We start from the raw sequence: 25,906 nt of genomic DNA on the forward strand, positions 1-25,906 counted from the left end.
GAGAAAAAACTCTGTGAAACTCTGCGCCTTGAAGTAACAAAAGTCAGCAGAATACATATCTTTGCATTATACGCTCAGACAAAAAAACTATGTATAGAAATCTGTTGAACTTGCTAACATGTGTATTGCTGCTACCGGCTTGTAGCGGCACAGCTCCTCATATTTCCGTTGTTTGTGAAGAAAACAACGTTGGAAATAGTATCGTCAAATGGGAAATAGCTCCCCTTATTAAAGGAAACGTAAAGGTATACGCCTCTACCGATCCGAACTATATTCCCGAAGACTCCCCGGTAGCCATGGCAAATATTGCCGACCAGCGAATGACAATTGTTACCACGGACCCTACCAGGCGATATTACTATACCCTCGTATTCAATGATAAATACCGTGTAAAGATTGCTACCCGCAATGTCAATATCCCTGGTATACAGAACTTCCGCGACATGGGAGGGTATCCGTCATATCCTGCCCAGAAACGATTGCGCTGGGGCATGCTTTACCGGTCGGCGCAGATAGACAGTCTGGAATGTTACTCACGCAGGGAGCTAAAGAATATAGGCATCAAGACTATTGTAGACCTGCGCTCCGAATCAGAGTTAAAAGGACATACCCCATTACAAAAAGGATTTAATGTCGTACATATTCCTATAAAAACGGGAGATATGGAAGATATTCTGAAAGGTATTCAGGAACAAAAAATAAAGAGTGACACCGTATACCGCATGGTGGAACGGATGAATCGCGAGTTAGTGATGAACTACCACCATGAATACCGACAGATATTCGATATCCTGTTGGACAGTGCCAACTATCCTGTCGTCATTCATTGCTCCTCCGGTAAGGGACGCACCGGCATTGCTTCGGCACTGATACTCGCTTCTCTTGGTGTGAACAGCGATATTATCATGGAAGATTATCGCCTCAGCAATGATTATTTCAATATTCCCAGCGCTTCACGTTATGCCTATAATCTGCCTGCACGTTCACAAGAAGCCATCACGACTGTTTATTCAGCCAGAGAAGACTTCCTGAATGCTGCCAAAGAAGAAATAGAACGTCGGTACGGCGATGTGGATACCTATCTGGAAAGGGCTATCGGACTCAAGAAAGAAGAAATTAAGAAGTTGCAAAGTATTTTGCTGGTGAAAGACAATCAGTGATGTTTCGCATGTAGTTTGTCAGACTACATACGAAACTTAAATCATTGACAAAAAAATAAGCCTGATATTTAATTTTATCGCTGATAACTAATCACTAATCACTAAATTTGTTCTATCTTTGTGCCCGAATATAAAGATATACAAAGATTTAATGAAGAATTTTGAAGAGCTCGGTCTGTCGCCGGAGATACGCCGCGCCATTGAAGAAATGGGATATGAGTGTCCCATGCCGGTACAAGAGGAAGTGATTCCTTACCTTTTAGGAGAAAATAATGATGTTGTAGCACTTGCACAAACAGGAACGGGGAAAACCGCCGCATTCGGCCTGCCACTTATCCAGAAAATTAATGTAAAGAACCGGATTCCACAATCCCTTATACTTTGCCCTACACGCGAACTTTGCTTGCAGATTGCAGGTGATTTGAATGACTATTCCAAATACATCACCGGATTGCGGGTATTGCCCGTATATGGTGGTTCATCCATAGATAGCCAGATACGTGCCTTGAAACAAGGTGTACATATCATCGTTGCCACCCCGGGACGACTACTCGACCTGATGGAACGTAAAACAGTATCGCTCACCACTATCCAGAATGTAGTGATGGACGAGGCGGACGAAATGCTGAATATGGGATTCACAGACAGCATTAACGCCATTCTTGCCGATGTGCCTCAAGAACGTAATACGTTATTATTCTCCGCCACTATGAGCCCGGAGATTGCACGTATTTCAAAGAAGTACTTACGTGACGCCAAAGAAATCACTATCGGACGGAAAAATGAAAGTACAAGCAACGTGAAGCATGTAGTCTTCACTGTTCATGCCAAAGATAAATACGCGGCTCTGAAACGTATTGTAGACTATTATCCGCAGATATACGGTATCATTTTCTGCCGTACGCGCAAAGAAACGCAGGAGATTGCCGACAAGCTGATGCAGGACGGCTACAATGCCGATTCACTGCACGGCGAATTAAGTCAGGCACAACGTGATACCGTTATGCAAAAATTCCGCATTCGCAATATACAGATCCTGGTTGCCACGGACGTTGCCGCCCGCGGACTGGACGTAGACGACTTGACACATGTCATCAACTATGGTCTGCCGGATGATACCGAAAGTTACACTCACCGTAGCGGACGTACGGGACGCGCCGGAAAAACCGGTACTTCTATTGCCATCATCAACTTGCGCGAGAAAGGTAAGATGCGCGAAATAGAACGTATCATCAGCAAGAAGTTTATTATTGGTGAAATGCCTACCGGCAAACAGATTTGCGAGAAACAGCTTCTGAAAGTGATCGACGACCTGGAAAAGGTGAAAGTGAACGAAGAAGATATGGCTGACTTTATGCCTGAAATATACCGTAAACTGGACTGGTTGAGCAAAGAAGACCTTATCAAACGTATGGTTTCCCACGAGTTCAACCGTTTCTCAGAATACTACCGCAATCGCGAAGAAATAGAAATGCCTACCGATAGCCGTGGCGAACGCAACAGTAGAAGTGGCAATGAGCGCAGTGGTGACCGTAGAAGTAGCAATCGCACAGCAGAGCCTGGATTTACCCGCCTGTTCATCAATCTGGGTAAGATGGATAATTTCTTCCCGAATGAACTGATAGGATTGTTGAATGGTAATACCCGTGGACGGGTGGAATTGGGACGCATTGACCTGATGAAAAACTTTTCATTCTTCGAAGTGGATGAAAAAGAAGCCAACAACGTAGTAAAAGCCCTGAATCGTGCCAACTGGAACGGTCGTAAGGTATCTGTAGAAATTGCAGGCGAAGAAGGCAAGGAAGCTCCTAAAGGCAGACGTAAAAGCGAAGGAAGCAGTTATGGCAAAAAGGAGTTTGATGGCAAGAAGCGTAGTTTCAAAGATGAAAAGCGTAGCGATGCTCCCAGAAGTAACAGAAGTAAATCTGAGAGTGCCCCGGCTGACAAAAAGAAAAGCAAGCCAAGTCGTGAAGACCGTGGATACTCCCAAGCACGCGGCAAGAAGGATGACTGGAGACAGTTCTTTCAGGACAACAAAGAATTCCGCGATAAGGAACCTGACTTCAGTGAAGAAGGTTGGGCAAGACGGGCACCCAAGAAGAAATGATTCATAGTGATTAGTGGTTAGTGATGAGTGATTAGTACAACTGCTAGTCACTTATCACTAACCACTAATCACTTATTAACGTGAATAAAGTAAACGGATTCTTATATGGACTTCTTTCTTCGGCGAGCTTCGGGCTTATTCCGCTGTTCACCATTCCTGCCATGCATCAAGGCATGCAATTCTGGTCCATTCTGCTTTACCGTTTTTTCTTTGCCATGCTGGCATTGGCAGGTATCCTGTTACTCGATAAACAATCTTTCCGCATCCGCAGGAAAGAGATACTTCCACTTTTACTACTGGCATTTCTGTACGATTGTTCCGCTGTATTTCTATTCTGGGGATACAAATTCATGTCGAGCGGAGTAGCTACTACCATTCACTTCATGTATCCTGTACTGACTACACTTATCATGATGCTTTTCTTCCGCGAAAAGAAATCCATCTGGCGTATAGCGGCAATTCTTTTAGCAGTAAGCGGTGTTTTCTTCCTCTCGCATGGCGACACTACGGGAACTGTTACTTTATGGGGCATTTTTATTGTTTTACTCTCTGCATTGGGTTATGCTCTCTATCTGGTTACCGTCAGTCAACTAAAATCTCTTGAAATGAAAGGGCTGAAAATGACATTTTATGTCTTTCTGTTTGGCGGAATTCTCCTTTTCATCGGGATGACAGCAACAGGCATCGGCGTACAAGCCATCCCGGACCGGATAACTTTGGGAAATCTGGTGATGCTGGCATTAGTACCGACTGTTATTTCCAATCTTGCGCTGGTACGCGCTATTAAAAACATAGGCTCCACGCTCACCTCGGTGTTGGGAGCTATGGAGCCTGTAACTGCTGTTTGCGTCGGAATTCTCGTCTTTGGAGAACCTTTCACTCAAAGTATTGCCTTAGGAATTATGCTGATTATTTCGGCGGTTACGGTTATCATACTGAAAAGGTGATAAAGCAGTGTTTCCACCACTCTATCACCTTTCCATCATTTATCACCTAAACCTATATATTATTTGTCTGTGCATCCTTTTGTGCTGAAAGCAACCAGCATCCAAACCATCTTTTCCTGTTCTTTCAGATAGCCTGTCATCAGGTCGGCAGTAACGTCGTCACCAGCTTCATTAGCCAGTTCAATGATCTTTCTTTCCTCACCAATGAGGTATCCGTAAGTTTCAAGAATATTGCTGACTGCATCGCTACCACAAGCTACGTCAGATACTTCTTTGACCTTTGCAACTTTCAGGTATTCGCTGAACTTGTTTTCGGGTACACCACCCAACATCAGGATACGTTCTGCAATTTCGTCCACCTTCTCGGCTGCGTCGTCATACATACTTTCAAACTTCTCGTGCAATACGAAGAAACCATGTCCCTTGATGTTCCAGTGGAAACCGCGCAGATTCGTGTAGTACACCTGGAAATCTGCCAAAAGCTGATGCAATGCTGATACTACGTTAGCTACTCCCGATTCATTTAACTTGATATAATTTAAAGTCTTCATAATTTTATGGTTTTAATAATTTATACTGTTTTTCTTTTTTCTGTTGCAAAGAAAGTGCAAATCGAAAGCAGAAGCAAGCTTGCTTGATTATGTTGAGATGCAGCCTTTCTTCGTTTTTTGTACAAAGATAAGGCGGAAACCAATGCTTGTCAAACAGATAATTTCTATCTTTGCATAGACAGAATCTATATAACCCGTTCAAACCCCTTATTTATCATGACTTTACAACAACTGGAATACATTCTTGCCGTTAATCAGTTCCGTCATTTCGCCAAAGCCGCGGAACATTGCCGTGTAACTCAACCCACCCTGAGTGCCATGATACAGAAACTGGAAGACGAGTTAGACACCAAGATATTCGACCGTAGCCAACAACCCATCTGCCCTACTCCCGTCGGACAACTCGTAATAGAGCAAGCCCGTATCGTATTGGAACAGGCAGGCCATATAAAGGATATTATTGAAGAAGAAAAGCACTCCTTGTCGGGTGTTTTTAAATTAGGTATACTCCCCACCATTGCCCCTTATCTGTTGCCCCGCTTCTTTCCGCAACTGATGAAGAAATATCCTAAACTGGATATCCGCGTAACGGAGATGAAAACGAAGGACATCAAACAAGCCCTTATAAAAGGAGACATAGATGCCGGCATTATCGCCACCCTGCCCGAGAAGGATGACTTCCGCCAGATACCTTTATTCTACGAACAATTCTATGCTTATATCGCGCGCGAAAGTAATCTGTTCGATAATAAGATTATCCGTACCTCCGATCTCAGCGACGAACAGCTTTGGATGCTGGACGAGGGACATTGCTTCCGCGACCAGTTAGTTCGCTTCTGCCAGATGAAAGCGGCGCAAGCCAGCCAGATCGCTTATCATCTAGGTAGTATGGAGACATTCATGCGTATGGTAGAAAGCGGTAAAGGTGTTACCTTCATTCCCGAACTTGCCATCGATCAGCTTAACGATACACAGAAGGAGTTGGTGCGCCCCTTTGCCATTCCCACTCCTACCCGGCAGATCATTCTTATCACCAATGAGCACTTCATACGAACCACTTTATTGGAGGTACTCACAAAAGAAATACAAGCGTCTGTACCCCGCGAAATGCTGTCCCTGCGGGCAACTCAGTGCGTTGTATAGATTTCGTCTATCGGCCCATAAATCTTTTCAATCGTTTTTTTTGTTCTATCGGCAAAAGATGCTATATTTTTGCATCATCGAAAAAACAAAGTACTAAACCTTTTAAAACAAAAAAGATTATGGAACCAATTATCAATTCTCAGCTTCCTGAATTCAAAGTTCAGGCATTCCAGAACGGAAGTTTCAAAACAGTAACTAACGAAGATGTAAAAGGCAAGTGGGCTATTTTCTTCTTCTATCCCGCAGACTTTACGTTTGTATGCCCTACCGAACTGGTGGACATCGCTGAAAAATACGAGCAATTCCAGGCAATGGGTGTAGAGGTATACTCGGTAAGTACCGACTCTCACTTCGTGCACAAAGCATGGCACGATGCATCCGAAAGTATCCGCAAGATCAAGTATCCGATGCTGGCAGACCCTACAGGCGTGCTGACACGTGCATTCGGTGTAATGATTGAAGAAGAAGGTATGGCTTACCGCGGCACATTTGTCGTGAACCCCGAAGGCAAAATCAAGATTGCCGAAATACAGGACAATAACATCGGACGTAATGCCGACGAACTTCTCCGCAAGGTAGAAGCAGCACAGTTCGTTGCAACACACGACGGTGAAGTATGTCCCGCAAAATGGAAGAAAGGCGGCGAAACACTGAAACCAAGTATAGATTTGGTTGGTAAAATTTAAGTTCACATCCCTTTTTTATTAGCGAGGTCCCCTTTATCCATTGCACACATAGAGGGGGCCTCTTTTATCTTACATTAGTATATACTGTTATGTTAGAAACAAGCATTTTAAATCAAGTACGCAGTGTCTTCCAAAACCTGGAAGCACAGTACACTTTTCATATCACCTGCCATCCCCGGCACGAAAGCGCACAGGAACTGACAGAGTTGCTGAAAGATGTAGCAGGATGTTCCGATAAACTCTCCTGTGAGGTAACTGAAACCGAAGAACCGAAGTTGGAATTCTCTTTGCTGAAAAACGGAAAAGAAACCGGTGTCAAATTCCGCGGAATACCGAACGGTCATGAATTCACATCTTTGCTTCTGGCAGTACTGAATGCCGATGGAAAGGGGAAAAATCTTCCTGATGAAGCTATCAGCCGACGCATTCAGGCGTTGAAAGGACCTATTTCATTGCAGACTTATGTATCATTGACATGTACCAACTGCCCCGATGTGGTGCAGGCCCTGAATATAATGGCTCTGCTGAACGGGCAGGTCACGCATGAAATGATAGACGGTGCTCTTTTCCAAAAAGAAGTGGATGCACTGAAAATACAAGGCGTACCGTCCGTCTATGCCAACGGTAAATTGCTTCATGTAGGACGCGGCACCTTAGGCGAACTTCTGCAAAAGCTGGAAGAAATGTTCGGCTCCGAACCTGTGGGAAATGCAGAACCTATCTCACGGACTTATGATGTTCTCGTATTAGGTGGTGGACCGGCAGGTGCCTCTGCTGCGATTTATTCAGCCCGCAAGGGATTACGGGTAGCTATTGTAGCTGAAAAGATCGGTGGTCAGGTAAAGGAAACCGTAGGAATCGAGAATCTGATTTCCGTGCCGCAGACTACAGGTGCACAGTTGGCAGACAATTTAAGAAGCCATATCAATCATTACCCCATCGACTTGTTTGAAGACCGTAAGATAGAGAAGGCGGAGCTTCAAGGAAAAGAAAAGAGGATTTCAGTAGTGGGCGGTGAAGTATTCATATCTCCCAGTATTATCATCGCCACCGGCGCAAGCTGGCGCAAACTGAATGTGGAAGGTGAAACGGAGTATATAGGCAGAGGAGTTGCTTTTTGTCCGCATTGCGACGGACCGTTCTATCAGGGGAAAGACGTAGCTGTTATCGGTGGCGGAAACTCCGGTATAGAAGCAGCCATCGACTTGGCAGGTATCTGCCGGAAAGTAACTGTCTTTGAATTTGCTGATACGCTGAAAGCTGACCAGGTACTGCAAGAAAAGGCACAAAGCTTGCCGAATGTAGAAATCTTCACTTCTTCACAGACCACAAAGGTAGTGGGAAACGGTGATAAGGTAACAGCTATCCGCGTCAAAGATCGTGTAAGTAGTGAAGAACGGGATTTCCCATTAGATGGTATCTTCGTACAGATTGGTCTGGCAGCCAATAGTGCTCCTTTCCGTGATATGCTGGAAACGACTCCAATAGGCGAAATCAAGATCGATGCTTTTTGTCGCACCACGCTTCCGGGCGTTTATGCGGCAGGAGATGTTTCGAACGTTCCCTACAAACAGATAGTAATTGCAATGGGTGAAGGTGCAAAGGCGGCACTGTCGGCATTTGATGACCGCATCCGGGGAATTGCATAAATAGGTACGCGGACGATACGTTCGTCCGCCTAATCCGCGTCGTCCGCGTACCTATCTCTTAGAAAGAAATTCAGCAATATCCTCTTTTTCTTCCATGCCCAATTTCTGCCGTATAACCGTCTTACGTTGATACACCGTCCGTATACTTTGCTGAATAACCACGCTAATCTCTTTCGTTGAAAAGTCCGACTTCAACAAACAGCAGAGTTGCAGTTCCTTTTCATTCAGGATCTTTCCATACTTCTGACTGATACGGGTATAAAAGCCATCATGCACCATATCAATAGTCTTATATAAATCACTCCAAACCAGCAAATCATCTACCGCTACATCTTTATTGGCTATCCGTCCCATCTGTACCAATAGCTCCTGATGATCGGAACTGGGATTCGTAGCCACAATACGTATCAGGCCTAACTGCTGAAGCAGCATCTTCTTGACAAACTTATCATTATTGCCGCTTTCATCGCCTTCCGTCTCATTCAACAAACGGCGCAAGGCTTCCAATTCTTCTTCTTTCTCTACAAGCAAATGCTTTCTTCTCTGCAAATACCAGGCAACAGCCAGCAACAACAAAATACAGAGAGCCACCAATCCGACAAAGAAGGTCCGTTCTTTCTGCTTTTCCAATTGGAGATTCATATTCTGCTGTTGCAGTAACAGTTGTACCTTTCCTTTTTGGGCTATCACCCGCTGGTCACGGATAAAGTTGTTATACAGCCGGTTTGAGAAGAACGCCACATCCCGAATTGTAAAAGAGCGGCTATCCGTATAATTCATCAACGTTTTCTGTACCAGATAAAAGTTAGCCAACGACAAGTCCTGGTCAATATAGGGTGAACGCACGCTATCTCCCATTTGTATATAGTAGCGAGCGGAATCCATCTGACCCATATTCAGAAAATAACGCGAAAGAGCATAATAAGATAAGGACTCGAAAGGGTGTTTAGTTTCTTTATATTCTTGTAAACTATGGCGCTGCAAATTGATGGCTTCCTGATTCTTTCCGGAATCACTCAGTATATCAGCGTAGTTGCGCATCACATAGTACAATGCCTTCAAAGAGTCTGTGGAGGTATACAGGCATTCAGTAGCTTTACGGAGAGCCAACAGTGCAGAATCATTCTGATTTGCACAGTAGTACGATATTGCCAGGCTGTTGTAGTTATTATATTGTCGGGTGGAATCAGGCTCTATAGCTATCAATTGCTTCTGTAGGCATATCAGGCCTTCAAAATCATCATTGCCTTCCCCTATATTCTCTACAGAACGCAGCAAATCAAGACAGGCAGCCGTATCGCCGCGCAGGGTTGCAATGCGATTTCCTTCAACCATCATCTCAGTGGCTTCTTTATATCTCTCGCTATCGTAGAAGTAATGCGCCGCCAGTTTGTAGGTACGCAGCAAACGCAATGTGTCACCCACATCCGGTCTTCCATAATAATCCAGAGCGTATAACAGCAAAGAATCTTCATTCATCACCCAATGCGCATTATAGTGGGCTTGCCCCATAGCCAGCGCAAACCGTGCCCGCAACGAGTCCGGCAATACTTCGGGATCTTTCACCGACCGAAGCAGAGCAATCGCCTCCTCTGCATTCTGCTGTAACATTCGCTCCGCCTTTTCTATTTGGATGCGTTGCAATGACAGGACTTCCGTACATGCTGCTAATGCCAACACGCATACCCAACCTATCAAACCATGTTTCAATGCTTTCATGCCGTTTTTCCTTCTTGCTTTAAGTCTTTGCAAAGATAGATATTTATCAATTAACGGAAGTTACGGTCTCCCTTTTTTTGCACTTTTCTTTATATATAAACCTGAAATGGGAAGATATAAACTTTTTCATAAAGCGCAGCTCAAAACCCTTTAATTTTCAAATAGTTGCAAAAGTCATTGCACTTTATTTAGTACCGCATATAAACCGCTTTTCTGTTTCTATCGCTCTACCTTTGTCATGTTCAAAGAACAGAAATAATCACTAAAAATAATAAGAAAAATGAAAAGATTAAGTATCATTTTAGAAGTATTATTCCTATGCACCTCCCTGATGGCTGCAAACAAAATCACAGGGAAAATCATCGATGAGAGTAACAATCAGAACATCGAGTATGCCAATGTCAGCCTGATGACTCAAGACTCGGCATTCATCACCGGAGCTGCCACAGACAACGACGGACACTTCTTACTGAAAGAGGTCAATAATGGAGATTATATCTTATGCATCTCATGCGTCGGATACGAGAATTCCTGCCTCTCCATCCATAACCTGCAAGCCAATCTGAATCTGGGAGAACTGCCCCTGTCACCCGATAATGTAATGTTGGAAGGCGTTACCGTCACAGCGAGCCCCATCATCAAAAAGACCGACCGGCAAATTATCCTCCCGACCGAAATGCAAACCAAAGCTGCTTCCAACGGAGTTTCCTTACTGAGAAATCTGCAACTGTCACGCATCCTGATCAATCCGATAGACAACAGCATCACGGTTCCCGGAGGAGACAATGTACAACTTAGGATTAACGGTGTAGAAGTGACTCAAGCTGAAATAATTTCCATCCGCCCGGCAGATGTGATCCGCATCGAGTATATAGACAATCCCGGCGCACGCTACGGAAATGCAGGTGCCGTATTAAACTACATTATAAAGAGAAGGGAATCGGGAGGAAGTATCTCTGCTGATCTCACCAACGGAGTATCCGATACGGGATACGGCGAACATAACCTCGCAGCCAAATACCACTTCAACAAGTCTGAACTCAGCACTACCGTATATTGGGGACAGAGAGATCTGAAGTGGACGCGCGAAAACTATGAAAGTTTCCACTTCCCGGAGGCTTATCAAGAGAATAGAGAAGTAGGAGAACCTACTAAAGTAAAGTATGATAACCTTAACTTCAACCTCAATTACAGCTATCAGGATAATGACAAGCAACTTCTCAACATTGCTCTCAGAAACCAATACAGTGATACCCCCAGTTCCATGTCGGACAGAATCAGTACATTGTATGAAGGAGATACCTCCTACTCCATATCCGACCTTTCCGCCTCCAAAGTACTTATCCCCTCTTTGGATATCTATTACCAGAGAAATCTGAAAAACAAACAGACAATCTATGCGGATGTAGTGGCTTCTTATCTGGACAGCAAGAATGAACGGACTTTTATGCAGAAAGCCCTTAATAATGACAATAATGATACGGATATCTATTCGGAAACCAAAGGTGAGAAGTACTCCATCATCGGTGAAGGTATCTACGAAAAACAATTCAATACGGGTAAGTTTACCGGAGGTATCAAGCATACACAGGCCTATTTGCAAAACAGATATTCGGGCAATATAGAAAATAGAATCACGATGAATACGACCGAAACTTACTTATTTGCCGAGTATCAATCCAAGATAAAAGCACTGAACTACACTGTAGGGATTGGAGCTATGAGAACTTATAACAGCCAGGAGCAGTATTCTTCCGAGAAGTATATAGTCAAGCCTTCTTTAAGCCTGTCGTACTCTATAAATGGGAAGTGGTTTTTCAGATACAACGGATACGTGTCGGGCTATGCTCCTTCCCTGTCCGACCTGAACGACATTTCACAAGCAATGGATAAGTACCAGATACGCAAAGGAAATCCCGACTTAAAGTCTGTTACATTCTATGCCAATACACTATCTGCCAGCTGGCAAAGCAAGTATGTATCTGTCGATTTGTTTGGAAGATACAGTTATGACAGTAAGCCGATTATGGAAAACACCTACTACGAAGACGGGTATTTTGTCCGCACTACCGAGAATCATAAAGGTTTCCACCGGATCAATCTGGAGACATCTATACAGATACGGCCTTACAGAGAGTATATCTCTATCAAGCTTACTCCGTTCCTGAACCGCTATATCAGTTACGGCAATACCTACACGCATACACACACCAATGCAGGGCTGCGAGGCAGCTTGATGGCAATGTACAAGAACTGGGTACTGATGGCAGAAATGAATACCAGCAACCACACTCTGTGGGGTGAAACGCTGACTAAAGAGGAGAAACTGCACACCATCATGGCAGGATATAATACAGAGAAATGGAGCCTGTCTGTCGGGGTGCTGAACCCGTTCACCAAGAAGTATGAACAGGAAATAGAGAACCTCTCAAAATCGGCTCCCTATCGCCAGTTAGCATATTCCAAGAACTTAAGGCTTCTGTTCATGGTAAACGTATCCTTCAACCTGGACTTCGGAAAGAAGCGCAACAGTCAAGGCAGAAGAATCAATAATAAGGATACTGATACAGGTATTTTGTCCGGAAACAAATAATTGTCTCCCTCAGGAAATGCGGGAACCTGCCCACTAATTGATAATATTCAATTCTTTAATCAGGTTCCCAGCTTTCCCGTATTTCTCAATCATAAATAAAATATAGCGCACATCCACTCCAATGGTACGCTGCATCTTCGGTTCATAAAGAATATCACTGCCCATAGCCTCCCAGTTTCCATCGAAAGCTAATCCCAGCAATTCACCTTTCGAATTGAACATCGCACTGCCGCTATTGCCACCGGTAATATCATTATTAGAGATAAAGCAAACCTTCATTTCGCCCTTTTCATCGGCATATCTTCCAAAATTACGGGAAGAAAGCAGAGATACCAACTCCGGCTGTACTGCAAAATCCACATCTCCCACATGGGCTTTCACCTTCTCCAGTACACCTTTTGTCGTTGTATAATAATCATATTCCGCTCCGTCAAACGGAGTATAGCCGCATACCGTCCCAAAGCTCAATCGCATGGTGGAATTAGCATCCGGATAGAAATTACGAGATGCATACATCCTACGGATAGCCCCATTCAACAGGCGTTCTCCACGAATGATTTCCGTAGTAGGCGCCTGCGTCTGCATATTCATATCGAACAACATTGTCAGCATATCAATGCCCAGTGAAATAGCCGGATCATCGAAAATCTGATAGGTAGTATCCCGTTCGAGAAAGCGCTTCAATCCACGGGGAGTAGTCAGCTCAGAACTTGCATAAAGACTATCTACGAAAGCTTTCTCATCCCCATCATATTTCTGTGCGATAGTATGGTAGATTTCCGGCAAGAAGGTGGTATCCACTTTTGAGCGATACTCCTTCAGCAGTACCGTAAATACTTCCTTGTCTATATCCAGATCCAAATTAGAGTATTGTTCAACGATATCCTTCAAGGCAGCAATAACAGTTTTCTGTTCCCCTTCAAAGTCAAAGTTCAGAATCTTCAGGGCAAGCTGCACGAGCTCCGGTCCATACAGGAAAGACTCAATAAAGTAAGCCTGCGCACGGTTTATCTCCCGGCGGTTCTTGTAGTTCAGTTCCAAATCCGTAAACAGTTGAAGAAGCTTCTCACGTTCTTCCGGATTCTGCTGTATCCACCGACGGATTTCTTGCTCCATTTCACGCTTCTTATCTAAGATTCCCAACTTACGGATAGCACGGTTGACGCCGATACTGTTCTTCCAATAGTTGGAGCTTTCATCATACTTGGAAGCATACTTAATACGTATGCTGTCTTTACTGTCCATTTCACGCTTCCAGATGGCTTGCTTCACACCACGAATATCAATCTGAGCCTGATTGGAGTTATTCATCATTTCCTCGATGCCGAATGAAGAAAGGTAACGTTCCGTACTTCCCGGATAACCTATCGTCATACAGAAAGAGCCCTCCTTATAGCCATCCAGTGAAATCGGAGCTACATATTCAGGATGATACGGGACATTATCAGGGGAGTAATCGGCAGGCCGATTCTTGCGATCTGCATAAATACGAAATACACAAAAATCTCCTGTATGCCGGGGCCACACCCAGTTGTCCGTATCCCAGCCGAACTTACCGACAGAGGAAGGAGGTGCAAACACCAGCCGCACATCGTTGAAATCGCGGTAAACGGAAAGCCAGAATTCATTGCCTCCATAATAAGCATCTACCACGCCAAGCAAAGTGGAGTCTTTCAGGGATACCTCACCACCTATTACCATCATCATAGAGTCTACCGCACTGGAACGTTCCATCTCGTTCATCGAAGGCTTAACAACTCCCAGCACACGCTTGGTCACATCTTCTGTACGAAGCAGGAAGCGAACGTAAAGCTCCGGATTAGGCAATTCCTCTGCACGGCTACGGGCTACGAAACCATCTTTCAGGTAATCATGTTCCACTGATGAATGTTGCTGCACACTGCTGAAGCCGCAGTGATGATTGGTAAACACCAACCCGTCTTCCGACACTACCACACCGGAACAAAATCCTCCGAAGCTGACTACTGCATCTTTCAATGAGGGTTTCTTCGGATTATATAGTTTATCGGCAGGCATTTGCAGGCCGAGTTCTTTCATCGTTTTACGGGTCTGTTTATTCAGGTTTCCCAGCATCCACATACCTTCGTCCGCCTGTCCCGTCAACGTGAAGAGGCTGCAAGCAGCAATCAGTATATACTTTAGCTTCATTCTATTTCGTATTAAATTATTCTGCAATCAGTCTTAGTTGTTTCGCTCCCGTACGTGCTTTCAGCCATTCGGTGATTTTCTGTTTCTCGTGGGCGTCGGGATGCTTGCCAAACTTCAGTACGGCAAGTGTAATGGTATCTGTTCGTACCGAATCAACCGTCAGTTCTATGGCATGAGAGATAGAAACTGTTTTCACTGATGGATAAAGTACTTTTAGTTCCGGAACAATCTTTTTGCCCAATTCATCGAAAGACTTATATCTTGCCAGGCTCTGTTCCAGCACCGTAATCTTCTTTGTTTGTTCCACCAGTCGTTCTTCACTGTTCTTATAGAAGTCTTCCATCACCATAGCCCGGATAGAAGAAATATCCACAGCTTCATTATTCATTCCCTGAAGAACAATCAGCTTTGTTTCACCTAACTTATAATCCTTCATCTTGCTACGGGCAATGGCAATCGAAGCCTCGGGAACTTCTTGTCCGATCAGTACCACGCGTATCTCATTATCCTTGCTGCCATGATAATGGATTTTCTTATCCAATACCTGTGTATTCTCAAAAGAAAGCTGTTCGGCAACAAACCGGTTGGCAGCACTCTCATAAAAAGTACTCTGAATAATGCCTACCGTCAAGTAAACAGCCGGACACATAGTCAGCACAGCAATGAGTATAATGTATTGGCGTACTTTCTTCTCCCGCTTCTTATCCACAAACTCTTTACGCTGGAAGTGCATCACACGCACCCCGGCAAACGTAGCAAGACTGATAAATACCGAATTAATGAAGTAGAGATAAAATGCTCCGAGGAAATAAACCAAGTTACCCGTTGCCAACCCGTAACCTGCCGTACAGAGTGGAGGCATCAAAGCCGTAGCAATGGCAACACCGGGAATTACGTTTCCTTTCTCCTTGGTAGATAGGGCAACCACACCGGCAAGACCACCCATCAATGCGATGAATACGTCATAAATCGTAGGTGAAGTACGTGCCAGAAGCTCCGACTGTCCTTCGGCAACAGGGCTTACAAGAAAGAAGATAGTAGCTGTAGTTACACTGAACAGAGTGGTTATCAGAAAGCTCTTCAGTGAACGTTTCATCAATTCAAAGTCATTCAGACCGACAGAAAGTCCCACCCCCATGATAGGTCCCATCAGTGGAGAAATCAACATGGCACCGATGATTACGGCCGTGGAATTGACATTCAGTCCCAATGATGCCATAAAAATGGCAAAGATCAAAATCCACAGGTTAGCCCCTTTAAACTCTACTCCTTTGCGGATGGAGTCTACTGTTTCCAGCTCATTGTCCTTGTCTTTCCTCAGATCAAGATACTCGCTCAGGAACTTTTTAACGGCAAAGACATTTCGGTTTTGTTCAGGTGTTTCCATCATATCATTTACAATTTGACGATTTACAATTTACAATTTGCCATGCGGACTATTCTAATGTCTTATGATACGGTTCAGAATTGGTATTTGATTCAGCGGCAAATCACGCTTCACAATGTAAGCGATAAACAGTATCAGCAGAACTGTACGGTATGCCATACGCAGGTAGATATTGTCTATCGGCACATATTCGGCAGCGAGATAAAGCACAGCAGCAAGAAGCACATACATACCGATTGCTTTCAAATCATACTGTATCGGATATTTCTTCTGACCCACAAAGTAAGAAAGCAACATAGCAACGCCATATCCTGTAAATCCAGCCCAAGCACAAGCAATATAGCCATACTTCGGAATCAGGAAGACATTCATCAATATCAGGATAGTGCAGCCTGTCAATGAGAAGTAAGCTCCCCAACGGGTTTCATCAATCAGCTTGTACCAGAAAGACAGGTTGAAATAAATGCCCATAAAGATTTCCGCCGCCATAACGATAGGTACTACCCGTAATCCGTCCCAATAATCACGCCCGATGATATGGCGCAGAATGTCCAGATAGAACATTACTGCCAGAAAGGCGAGTAAAGTAAAGATGATAAAGAACTTCATAGCCTGGGCATACATCTCACGGCTATCTTTCTCCTTGCTCTTACCAAATACAAAAGGTTCATAAGCAAAGCGGAATGCCTGAGTAAACATGGCCATAATCATGGCAATCTTACTGGCAGCTCCGTAAATGCCGAGTTGTATGGTAGCCTCAGCCTCATCAGGATAAACAAAGGGAAAAATAATCTTATCGGCCACCTGATTCAAGATACCTGCCACACCCAGTATCACCAATGGCAAAGAGTAACGAAGCATCCGTTTCAGTAACTCTCTATCCAATACATAGGTAAATCCCCTCAGTTCCGGTATCATGCACAACATGACAACAGAAGTACATATCAGATTGAAGAGGAAAGCATAACCTACATCATTCCCTTTCAGAACGACGTAATAGAAAAGATTGAGAGCAATATTGAGGAAGATAAACAACAACTTCAGTGCAGCAAACTTAATGGGGCGTTTCTTATAACGCAAATAAGCGAACGGAATACTTTGAATAGCATCCATTGCCACCACAATCATCATCATACCTATATACCAGGGGTGCTCTCCGTATTCCAACCATCCGGCAATAGGTTCCAAAAACAATAATCCCAAAGCTACAAATACCACTGAACCGAAACTTACGCTCAACAAGGTGGTGGAATATACCCGCATCGGATCATCTTGCCCTTTATTGGCAAAACGGAAGAACCCCGTTTCCATACCACACGTCAGCAATACCAGCATCAATGCCACCCAGGCATATATATTCGTAACCACACCATAACCACCCGATGATGCAGGTAAAGCTATCGTATATACAGGCACTAACAGATAATTGAGAAAACGTCCTACAATACTGCTCACCCCGTAAATAGCTGTTTCTTTTGCTAAGCTTTTTAATCCCGCCATGTTTTCTTAATTAATGAACAGAACTATCTATATTCCCAATCCGGGAAGAAAATAGAGATAGTATTTGTTCTCAGTCGTTAAATAAGGTACGCTGACTATTGTAAAGACTACGTCCTAAATGCTTATAAGCCAGTTCAGTTACTTCACGTCCACGGGGGGTACGTTTTAAGAACCCCTCTTTAATCAGGAACGGTTCATACACCTCCTCTAAAGTACCGGCATCTTCACCCAATGCCGTAGCAATGGTAGTAAGCCCTACCGGACCACCTTTGAACTTATCGATAATGGTACAAAGTATCTTATTGTCGATTTCATCGAGCCCATACTTATCGATATTCAGTGCTTCCAAAGCAAAGTTGGCAATCTCCGTATCAATGCTCCCCGACCCTTTCACTTGTGCAAAATCCCGCACGCGGCGCAGCAATGCATTCGCAATACGCGGCGTTCCACGACTACGGGAAGCTATCTCAGACGCTGCTCTTGTAGAGCAAGGTACATTCAATATTCCTGCCGAACGGCGAATAATTCCACTCAACACGTCATCATCGTAATATTCCAAATGCAGATTAATACCAAAACGGGCACGCAAAGGCGCAGTCAGCAAACCGCTACGGGTAGTAGCCCCCACCATCGTAAACGGATTCAGATCAATCTGAATACTCCGTGCAGACGGGCCTTTATCTATCATAATATCAATGCGGTAATCCTCCATTGCGGAGTACAGATACTCCTCCACCACCGGAGAAAGGCGGTGAATTTCATCGATAAACAGCACATCATTCGGTTCCAGACTGGTAAGCACCCCCGCCAAATCGCCCGGCTTATCAAGCACCGGACCGGAAGTTACCTTAAAGCCCACTCCCAGCTCATTCGCAATAATATTGGAAAGTGTCGTTTTACCCAATCCCGGAGGTCCATGCAGCAATACATGATCCAGCGCTTCGCCACGCAGACGAGCTGCTTTAACGAAGATACGCAGATTATCCACCACCTTATCCTGTCCGCTGAAGTCTTCAAAGGACAACGGACGAAGTGCGTTTTCAAAATCGCGTTCCCTACTGGTCAATTGATTATCACGTATATCAAAATCTTCTCGTTCCATTCATTAATTATACAACTTGTTCAACCAATTAATAAATACCTTCGCTTGTTCGGCATCCGGATTCAATACATGAGCGGCAATAGCCTGCCCCATGGGTCTGCCTGGCTCATCCTGCCATGCCAGAAATGTATGTACTTTAGCTTTTGAGCGATGTACTTCTTTATACTGTTGAATGCCTCCAGCTTCCAGTTCAATTAATACAGATTCCGCCTTTTGCATTAAAGCATTTTCTGGGGAAACTAACTTCAGAGCAAAGTCTTCCAGCATTCCCTCCAGATTGTTATTGGGCATAATCCATATGCCAACCACTGCATCGCATCTTTCCAGCGGATGTATAATCAATCCATCAGCAGACAATCCAAGCTTTTCGCAATTATATTTGCCACTCTTTATAAGAATATCAATTAATTGCATCCAACGCCCCTTTATATCAGTATCTGCATCTACCACAATCCCGATACGCTGATAAACTGCCGGATTGGTTAGTGCTATTTTAAATCGTCTGGTAACGCTCTCATCACTTCCGCAAGCTTCTATATTAAAGTTCTCCGTCACCTTGTGATGTGCACATAACGAAGTTATCACATGTAAATCATTTACTCCTTCAACAAACAATTTATAGGGGAAAGTTATCTTATTACTCATATTTACCGTATTTCAACATTACTTTGTGCTATAAACCGCATATCCTCTTCGTTGTTATAGCTCACAGCAACGATATTGCCTTCTCTATCATCCAAGCGAATAATCAGTCCTTGTTTTTTTTCATTGGCTACCACAAAGCTATTTATGCAATCACGACTATGAGAAGTCACAAAGACTTGCACATTCAGTTTTTCAGAAAGCATGAAAATAATCTCCCACAATTTAGTCTGCACTGTATAGTGAAGTCCTGTTTCAAACTCATCCAGCAAAAAGACTCCACCTTTGCAGTTAACCAAAGCAAGGATAATGCTCAATATTCGGTTGATGCCATCCCCCATAGAACTTAAGCGAAAGCGCTGACCAGTATTTTTCAAAGTCACAAAAGGTACCCTCACATTAGAGTACTCATTTTCATTCAGAAAATTGAGTCTGTCAATCTGTGGCTCTATAATTTGTAAGGCCTCCACAACATACTTTTCCTTATCTGACAATGAAATTTTATCGAAAAGTATCACATTCCTTTTTCGTTGAAAATCCTGCACCATGATATATTCAAAGGGCATTTTATCTTTCACGTTACTTAAAGTTCTACGCTGAAAGAATGGGATAAGTGCTTTAGGAGCAGAGGAAGAAGTAAGTTCCAATCCATCTCCCAGATATTGCAGTGAAGAAAATTCAGAAATACTATCAGAATCATTGTATGATACATACTCTTGTATTTCAAACCCATCTTTATTCCTTATAGTCCTTTCAGCAACATGCACTAACCGGATATTCAACAAATCATCTTCTTCACCTATTAAAATAGCAGCAGAGTTATGGAAATCTTTTTTATGACCGCTAAATAGAGAACTATAATGCTCCAGCAGTATTTTATTGGCATCAGTTTCACTTTTTGTGAAATCTACATTCACCATTTCTCCCCTAATATCCAGAACTGTTTTCAGCCATTCATCGCTTCCATTCGATATATAGATAGAAATAGCTTCCAGCAATGTAGACTTACCTACATTGTTGCGTCCCACTATCAGATTAACCGGAGCGAGCAACTTAAGCGACAACTCTTTCAGGTTCTTGTAGTTCTCGATGTATAATGACTTCATACCGCAATCTTTTGTTTTCTGCAAAATAACTAATTTATTTTGAGATTATCCCTATAAGTTAACTCTTTTCACAAACAGCCTCACCGTATCAATGCAAAAAGTACCGCATGAGAAAAAACTTCCGCATGCGGTGAAAAACACGTTTGGTCAATATCCTATGGGGGCTTACCCACGAAACGAATGTTGTACGCAACGTTCTCTTTCCGGATTAGCATGAACGATTCAAAATCTTTTTTAATTCTCATTTTTCATCACATAGTGCCCACTTAGGCCCTCATAACCATCCGGATAAACCAGAAAAAGACATATCCAGTTCAGACCTACTCCCTACCTTCTCCTTACTTTCTCCCTACCTACTCCTTACCTACTCCTTCTTATATACAAGGAGAAGGTAAGACACAACTAAGTCCGAGACCAGCCTTAATTATGACGAAGTACCACATTTTGAGAATGTTCCACATATATTTAAAATTCATGAAAACAAACCGTCAAAATCAAAGGCTAAAAGAAAAAGTTTATTCATACCTTTGCAGTGCAACACTTTTCAAAGAGCAATGCATGAAGAATCAGAAAAGCCATGCCCAGACTTCTCTCTCCCTTCGCAAACAACAAAATATGAATTATTAAAAATTAAACTATCATGGGAAAAATCAAACAAGGAGCTTTCGGCGGATTCACAGGAAAAGTAGGAAATCTGGTAGGATGTACATGGAAAGGGATACCTTATATGCGTACCCGCCCTGCCAACATGACCAACCCACGCACCGAAAAGCAACAGGGACAACGCAGCAAATTTCAGGTAGCACTCAACTTTCTCAGAACAATCACTCCTTTTCTACGCATCGGATACCGGGAATTTGCGGAAAGGCAGACTGCTTTCAACGCCGCCATGTCTTATGTGATGAAAAATGCCTTGGCAGACAGTGAGCAGGGATTAGTAATTGACTATAACAAAGTATTGGTGTCACATGGAAGCCTGACACAAGCATCCAATGCAACAGTCAGCACCGAAGACAGCAAAGCTCTCTTCACCTGGGAGGACAATAGCGAACAAGGGAATGCCATGACTACGGATGCAGCCATGCTATTAGTATACAACAAAGAGAAAACCGTGGCTGTTTATGATACATCAGCAGCTATGCGCTCGGATGGCAACGCCGAACTGGAACTTCCTAAAGACTGGAAGGATGATACTTTGATTGCCTACCTGGGTTTTTGCAGCGCAAACGATGAAAGTGTGGCCAACAGTATATGTCTGCCTATTACCGCTTCATAAATTCTTTTCGTTCTTCTTCCGGAAATTTTTCTATCGCATAGCGCAATGTCGTGCGGGGCATCACTTTACAATGCTTTTCAAGAAACTGCACCAATAAGTCCTTGTCCCGCTTCCCCATTTCCCGCAGCATCCAGCCTACAGCCTTTTGCATCAGGTCATGGCGAGTGTGCAAGAAGTGTTCAGAGAGAGCTATAATCTCGATGAAATCGTCGTTTTTGATTAATGTATAGGTAGAGACCACTGCTATGCGCTGATCCCAAAGTAGATCGCTATCGGCCAAACGATAGAGAACATCACGAGGCTTATCTTTCAGATATTCGCCCACAATACCCGGAGCGGATAAGTCAACCAAATCCCAGTTATTGATGCGGGCAGTCTGCGTCAGATAAAAGTTGAATATTTCTTTTTTGCCCTTTTCATCGCATTTTTTAAAGCGTTCTACCAACATCAGCAAGGCACACAGGCGGCATTCGTGCCATTCACTTTGCAACAATTCTACCATTACCTCGAACGGTGCATCTTTATGACGCTTCGCCACGATACGGGTGTTAGGAACCACGATACCCAGAAACTTATCACCTTCTCCGTATTGTCCCTTTCCGGTTTTGAAGAAATTAGGAAGAAATTCCCGCTTTACAGGATCAATGTATTGCTCCAGTTCTTGCTGGATTTCCTTTGCTGTCTGCTTGCTTTCCATAAATTATAAAAAAAGAATTGCATGAATTACGCAAAGATACTCTTTACTTTATAAAACATAAAGAAGATTTGCGTAATTCATGCAATTCATTTTTCGGAAAGCAGAGACTCTATCATTGATTTGAACCGGTGCGGGATATTCTGGGTACAATACGTTCTTTACTTATCCGCAACCGATCCACCCCTCTTACTTTTTTGAAGTAAACATCACCAATATACATGGCCCGGGGATGAATATTTTTCTTGTCTTTATGAGCATGATAAACAATGCGCAGCTTACCATCTTTATCAGTAAAAAGTGCATTATGTCCTATTCCTACCAGTCCTTTTTCATTCTGCAACAATGGGTTCTCACCATACTTTATCCATATCCCCATAATATCAGTAGCAGTGGCACAACCTATTCCATAGTCCTGGCATTCAAAACTGTTAGCTGAGTAGGTCATATAATAACGTCCATCATGCTTTATAACGAAAGGCCCTTCATTAACCCCTCCACACGTCTTTTCCCAAGGCTGAGTAGTTTTAATGCAAGGATGCAGTGTTTTCTCTTTCAAAGTTACCAAGTCTTTTTCGAGTTCAGCGACCCATACATTCAATCCATCGTTAAAACGGACAAAGAAAAGGTAAGCTTTACCATCGTCATCTATGAAGAGTGTATGGTCTATTGCTTTCTCATTGAACATCGGCTTTTTCTCCACTTGCTTAAAAGGCCCCAACGGAGAATCGGACATAGCCACACAAATACGTTCGTCACCCGAATAGTACATATAAAACTTTCCATTCACCTGGTAGACTTCAGGAGCCCAAAACCAGGTCTCACCGTAAACATCTTCTTTGTGCAGGGCCAAATGGCGTTTAGCTCCTCCCGGCACTTCCCAATGCTCCAGGTCTGTAGATACCAGGGCTTCAATGCCATCGAAGGAAGAAGTTCCATAGGCATAATAGAGTCCATCGTAATAAAAGATGAAAGGATCGGCAAAAAGCACTTGTTCCCCTTCCGGAACCTTCGGGACCGTTTGCGCTTTAGCAGTATACACTCCTGCAAGCATGCTCAAAATAATATAGCCTATAAATCTCATATCTTTCATGATTCCTATTTTATCAAAAGTACATAATAATTTATTTGCGCACGGAGAATTTATAAATACATTGTGTATTATACTTCTCACCCGGTCTTAATATAGCCGACGGCCAATCAGATTTATTGGGAGTATCGGGATATTTATCCGTCTCCAGGCAGACTGCTGCACGGAAATTATATACTATACCTTTCTTTCCGGTCAGTGTTCCATCCAGGAAGTTTCCACTATAAACCTGAATACCCGGTTCATTGGTATAAACATCCAGTATAATACCTGTTGCAGGAGATTCAAGTGTAGCACAGGAACGAGTAATATCTTCTTCTGTATTCAGCACCCAATTATGGTCAAAGCCATGTCCGTTTTTCAATTGTTCGAAATCCAGGTTCATGCGACTGCCAATCGCTGCAGGAGTCCTAAAGTCCATAGGTGTTCCGTCTACTGCTGCCAGTTCACCAGTAGTCATAAACGTGCTGTCCACCGGAGTGTAATAGTCAGCATCTACAGTCAACAGATAATCCGAATTGTTCTTGGAAGGATCGCCGTCAAGGTTGAAATAAGAGTGGTTAGTCATATTAATGATGGTCGGTTTATCCGTATCAGCCTCATATTGAATATGAATAGAGTTGTCATCCGTCAACGTCATGGTTACCTTGCAATTCAGGTTACCGGGAAACCCTTCCTCACCATCTTTTGCCAGATAAGTCAACTGCAACTCCCGATCGTTCTTCTGAAGACCATCGAAAACACGATATTGAAACCCTCTCGGACCGCCATGCAGACAATGTCCGTAATTATTCTGCGACAACTGATATTCTGTACCATCCAGAACAAACCTTCCCTGATTGATACGATTGGCATAGCGGCCTATGGTTGCACCCAGATCAGAAGGGAATCTCAGATAATCCTGTATCGAATCGAATCCTAATACTACATCACGCATCATTCCTTCTTTATCCGGAACCAGCACAGAAACGATACGTCCTCCGAAGTTGGTGACGCATACCTCCATGCCATTCTTATTTTTCAGAACGAACAGGTCTGTTTTCTTTCCGCTTACTTCCGTCTGAAAATGGCTTCGTTTTAGGCCCGATGCCGTCAAGTCTTCTTTTTGGCCAGTAGTGCATGCAACCAGTAAGACTACACACATCCAAAGAACTAATTTCTTCATAGTCTGTCGTATTATTTATCATAACGGAAAAAGTCAATATCTACGTATCCACCGGCATTTCTTGTGTTTACATAACCCATCATTACAAGCAGTATCATGCAAATCAACCATAAACCTAACTTCTTCATTCGTCCTTGTTTTTTTAGTATTGATTATTTCACTTCTTCAGATAAGGTTTCCCCTTCTTCCAGAAAACCTCCACATTGGTTATGAGCCACGTTTTACCATAGTCATTATTACCTTGATAAAACAGATAAGTTCGTCCGTCAAGGTCAGTAAACAAATGAGGATGACCGGATTCACAAGAATTCCATTCACCCGGTTTGCCATTGGGCATGAAAGGCTTGTCGAACAAACGTTCCCAATGTATACCATCTTTGCTGACAGCGACTCCTACCTGCTGGGGGGCATTGTTGTATGCTCCAGCATAAAACATGAAAAGTTTCCCATTTTTCTTCGCTATGGAAGCGCCTTCAATACATTCTCCTTCCCAAGTCAGTTCGGGATATAGTATTGCCTCATCTATTGCAAGTTTCCAGTCATCCCGACTGAAATCTGTATCTCCGGGCGCTACGGCAACTCCTTGCATCTGAATCTTAAAGTCCTTGTCACGCGTGGCAAAATACAAATAGTATTTACCTTTGAACTCGCAAACCTCCGCATCAATGGCACGCCCGCAATTCCAGTCTCCATCAGGACGAAAAATAGGATTGGTCGGATTTCGCTTAAAGTTAATCCCATCTTCAGATACGGCATGACAAATGGCATCTTTCGCTCCATTCCCATAAGTCTGATAAAACAGATTCACTTTCCCATCCTTGACCAAGGCTCCGGGAGCACATAACCCATTCTTTTCATAATCCTCTCCAGGTACCGGAGTGATCTCCCCGACCTTATTCCAGCGAATAAGATCATGACTTTCAGCAATGCCTATATTCCAACCGGAAGCAGGATTATCTTTATAAGGAGGAATTGAATAATACATCAGATATCTCCCTTTAAAGTTGACAACATGGGGATCTTTACTGAAAGGGATGCCTATCCGAGTAGTATCCCCAAACATCATTTGTGCCTGTAGCAGGACAGGAACCGCAAGTAACAGAAATAATAAAATACTTTTTCTCATACGTATAAAGATTTTCAATGAATCTATTTCAAAAAAAATTATATTTATTCTATCGGGTAATTTTCAAGGAAACTTTCTTTTTTATTTTACCTAG

20 protein-coding genes are annotated in these 25,906 nt (G+C 43.3%); 8 read left to right on the forward strand and 12 right to left on the reverse strand.

Features of this window, described 5'->3' with window-relative positions:
* Positions 1-89: 89 nt before the first annotated feature.
* The 3 genes from DWW10_RS23135 (at position 90) to DWW10_RS23145 (ending at position 4,214) form a co-directional block, all read left to right on the forward strand.
* On the forward strand, positions 90-1,160 hold the full coding sequence (locus DWW10_RS23135) for a tyrosine-protein phosphatase (RefSeq protein ID WP_022391764.1): 1,071 nt from the start codon (positions 90-92) through the stop codon (positions 1,158-1,160).
* A 151-nt stretch (positions 1,161-1,311) separates the two neighbouring features.
* On the forward strand, positions 1,312-3,267 hold the full coding sequence (locus tag DWW10_RS23140) for a DEAD/DEAH box helicase (RefSeq protein ID WP_118221475.1): 1,956 nt from the start codon (positions 1,312-1,314) through the stop codon (positions 3,265-3,267).
* 80 nt (positions 3,268-3,347) lie between these two features.
* Entirely contained in the window at positions 3,348-4,214 is an 867-nt protein-coding gene (locus tag DWW10_RS23145; RefSeq protein ID WP_118422259.1) for a DMT family transporter, read from the forward strand.
* Positions 4,215-4,273: 59 nt separating this feature from the next.
* On the opposite strand, the gene DWW10_RS23150 is transcribed toward DWW10_RS23145, so the two are convergent.
* Positions 4,274-4,765, reverse strand: a complete 492-nt coding sequence (locus DWW10_RS23150) for a Dps family protein (protein WP_022392922.1) — start codon at positions 4,763-4,765, stop codon at positions 4,274-4,276.
* Positions 4,766-4,981: 216 nt separating this feature from the next.
* Between DWW10_RS23150 and DWW10_RS23155 the strand changes: the two genes are divergently transcribed.
* From DWW10_RS23155 to ahpF, 3 genes are all read left to right on the forward strand, one after another.
* Positions 4,982-5,908, forward strand: a complete 927-nt coding sequence (locus DWW10_RS23155; protein ID WP_022392921.1) for a hydrogen peroxide-inducible genes activator — start codon at positions 4,982-4,984, stop codon at positions 5,906-5,908.
* A gap of 119 nt (positions 5,909-6,027) precedes the next feature.
* Positions 6,028-6,594 carry an alkyl hydroperoxide reductase subunit C gene (gene ahpC, locus DWW10_RS23160; protein WP_007211096.1) on the forward strand — a complete coding sequence of 189 codons (567 nt, stop codon included), beginning with the start codon at positions 6,028-6,030 and terminating at the stop codon, positions 6,592-6,594.
* 89 nt (positions 6,595-6,683) lie between these two features.
* Positions 6,684-8,243 carry an alkyl hydroperoxide reductase subunit F gene (gene ahpF, locus DWW10_RS23165; RefSeq protein WP_022392920.1) on the forward strand — a complete coding sequence of 520 codons (1,560 nt, stop codon included), beginning with the start codon at positions 6,684-6,686 and terminating at the stop codon, positions 8,241-8,243.
* Between the two features lie 51 nt (positions 8,244-8,294).
* Here ahpF and DWW10_RS23170 read toward each other — a convergent pair whose 3' ends face one another.
* The gene (locus DWW10_RS23170; protein WP_022392919.1) at positions 8,295-9,962 is read right to left on the reverse strand and encodes a tetratricopeptide repeat protein; all 1,668 of its coding nucleotides are present in this window, start codon (positions 9,960-9,962) and stop codon (positions 8,295-8,297) included.
* Between the two features lie 280 nt (positions 9,963-10,242).
* On the opposite strand from DWW10_RS23170, the gene DWW10_RS23175 reads away from it, so the two are divergent.
* Positions 10,243-12,555, forward strand: a complete 2,313-nt coding sequence (locus tag DWW10_RS23175; protein WP_118422258.1) for a TonB-dependent receptor — start codon at positions 10,243-10,245, stop codon at positions 12,553-12,555.
* 33 nt (positions 12,556-12,588) lie between these two features.
* Here DWW10_RS23175 and DWW10_RS23180 read toward each other — a convergent pair whose 3' ends face one another.
* The 6 genes from DWW10_RS23180 to DWW10_RS23205 all read right to left on the reverse strand — a co-directional run bounded on the left by DWW10_RS23180 (position 12,589) and on the right by DWW10_RS23205 (position 20,461).
* Positions 12,589-14,724, reverse strand: a complete 2,136-nt coding sequence (locus DWW10_RS23180; RefSeq protein ID WP_022392916.1) for a S46 family peptidase — start codon at positions 14,722-14,724, stop codon at positions 12,589-12,591.
* A gap of 16 nt (positions 14,725-14,740) precedes the next feature.
* Complete coding sequence (locus DWW10_RS23185) at positions 14,741-16,111, reverse strand: TIGR00341 family protein (protein WP_022392915.1); 1,371 nt, start codon at positions 16,109-16,111, stop codon at positions 14,741-14,743.
* 54 nt (positions 16,112-16,165) lie between these two features.
* Positions 16,166-17,611, reverse strand: a complete 1,446-nt coding sequence (locus DWW10_RS23190) for a lipopolysaccharide biosynthesis protein (RefSeq protein ID WP_022392914.1) — start codon at positions 17,609-17,611, stop codon at positions 16,166-16,168.
* A gap of 70 nt (positions 17,612-17,681) precedes the next feature.
* Positions 17,682-18,713 carry a Holliday junction branch migration DNA helicase RuvB gene (ruvB, locus tag DWW10_RS23195; RefSeq protein WP_007216674.1) on the reverse strand — a complete coding sequence of 344 codons (1,032 nt, stop codon included), beginning with the start codon at positions 18,711-18,713 and terminating at the stop codon, positions 17,682-17,684.
* 3 nt (positions 18,714-18,716) lie between these two features.
* Complete coding sequence (locus DWW10_RS23200; protein WP_118422257.1) at positions 18,717-19,358, reverse strand: DUF3226 domain-containing protein; 642 nt, start codon at positions 19,356-19,358, stop codon at positions 18,717-18,719.
* A 2-nt stretch (positions 19,359-19,360) separates the two neighbouring features.
* Entirely contained in the window at positions 19,361-20,461 is a 1,101-nt protein-coding gene (locus DWW10_RS23205) for an AAA family ATPase (protein ID WP_118422274.1), read from the reverse strand.
* A gap of 640 nt (positions 20,462-21,101) precedes the next feature.
* Here DWW10_RS23205 and DWW10_RS23210 point away from each other — a divergent pair.
* Positions 21,102-21,737: a DUF6266 family protein gene (locus DWW10_RS23210; protein ID WP_118422256.1), complete on the forward strand. Its 636-nt coding sequence runs from the start codon at positions 21,102-21,104 to the stop codon at positions 21,735-21,737.
* Here DWW10_RS23210 and DWW10_RS23215 read toward each other — a convergent pair.
* The 4 genes from DWW10_RS23215 to DWW10_RS23230 all read right to left on the reverse strand — a co-directional run bounded on the left by DWW10_RS23215 (position 21,724) and on the right by DWW10_RS23230 (position 25,812).
* Positions 21,724-22,434, reverse strand: coding sequence for a DNA alkylation repair protein (locus DWW10_RS23215; protein WP_118422255.1), 711 nt, complete (start codon positions 22,432-22,434; stop codon positions 21,724-21,726). The genes DWW10_RS23210 and DWW10_RS23215 overlap by 14 nt on opposite strands.
* Positions 22,435-22,546: 112 nt before the next feature.
* A complete protein-coding gene (locus DWW10_RS23220) occupies positions 22,547-23,524 on the reverse strand; it encodes a glycoside hydrolase family 43 protein (RefSeq protein ID WP_118422254.1) in 978 nt (325 codons plus the stop codon).
* A 31-nt stretch (positions 23,525-23,555) separates the two neighbouring features.
* Positions 23,556-24,686 carry an aldose epimerase family protein gene (locus DWW10_RS23225; RefSeq protein WP_118422253.1) on the reverse strand — a complete coding sequence of 377 codons (1,131 nt, stop codon included), beginning with the start codon at positions 24,684-24,686 and terminating at the stop codon, positions 23,556-23,558.
* A gap of 157 nt (positions 24,687-24,843) precedes the next feature.
* Positions 24,844-25,812: a family 43 glycosylhydrolase gene (locus tag DWW10_RS23230; protein ID WP_118422252.1), complete on the reverse strand. Its 969-nt coding sequence runs from the start codon at positions 25,810-25,812 to the stop codon at positions 24,844-24,846.
* Positions 25,813-25,906 lie beyond the last annotated feature (94 nt).

This window comes from Bacteroides intestinalis, assembly GCF_003464595.1.
Lineage (GTDB): Bacteria > Bacteroidota > Bacteroidia > Bacteroidales > Bacteroidaceae > Bacteroides > Bacteroides intestinalis_A.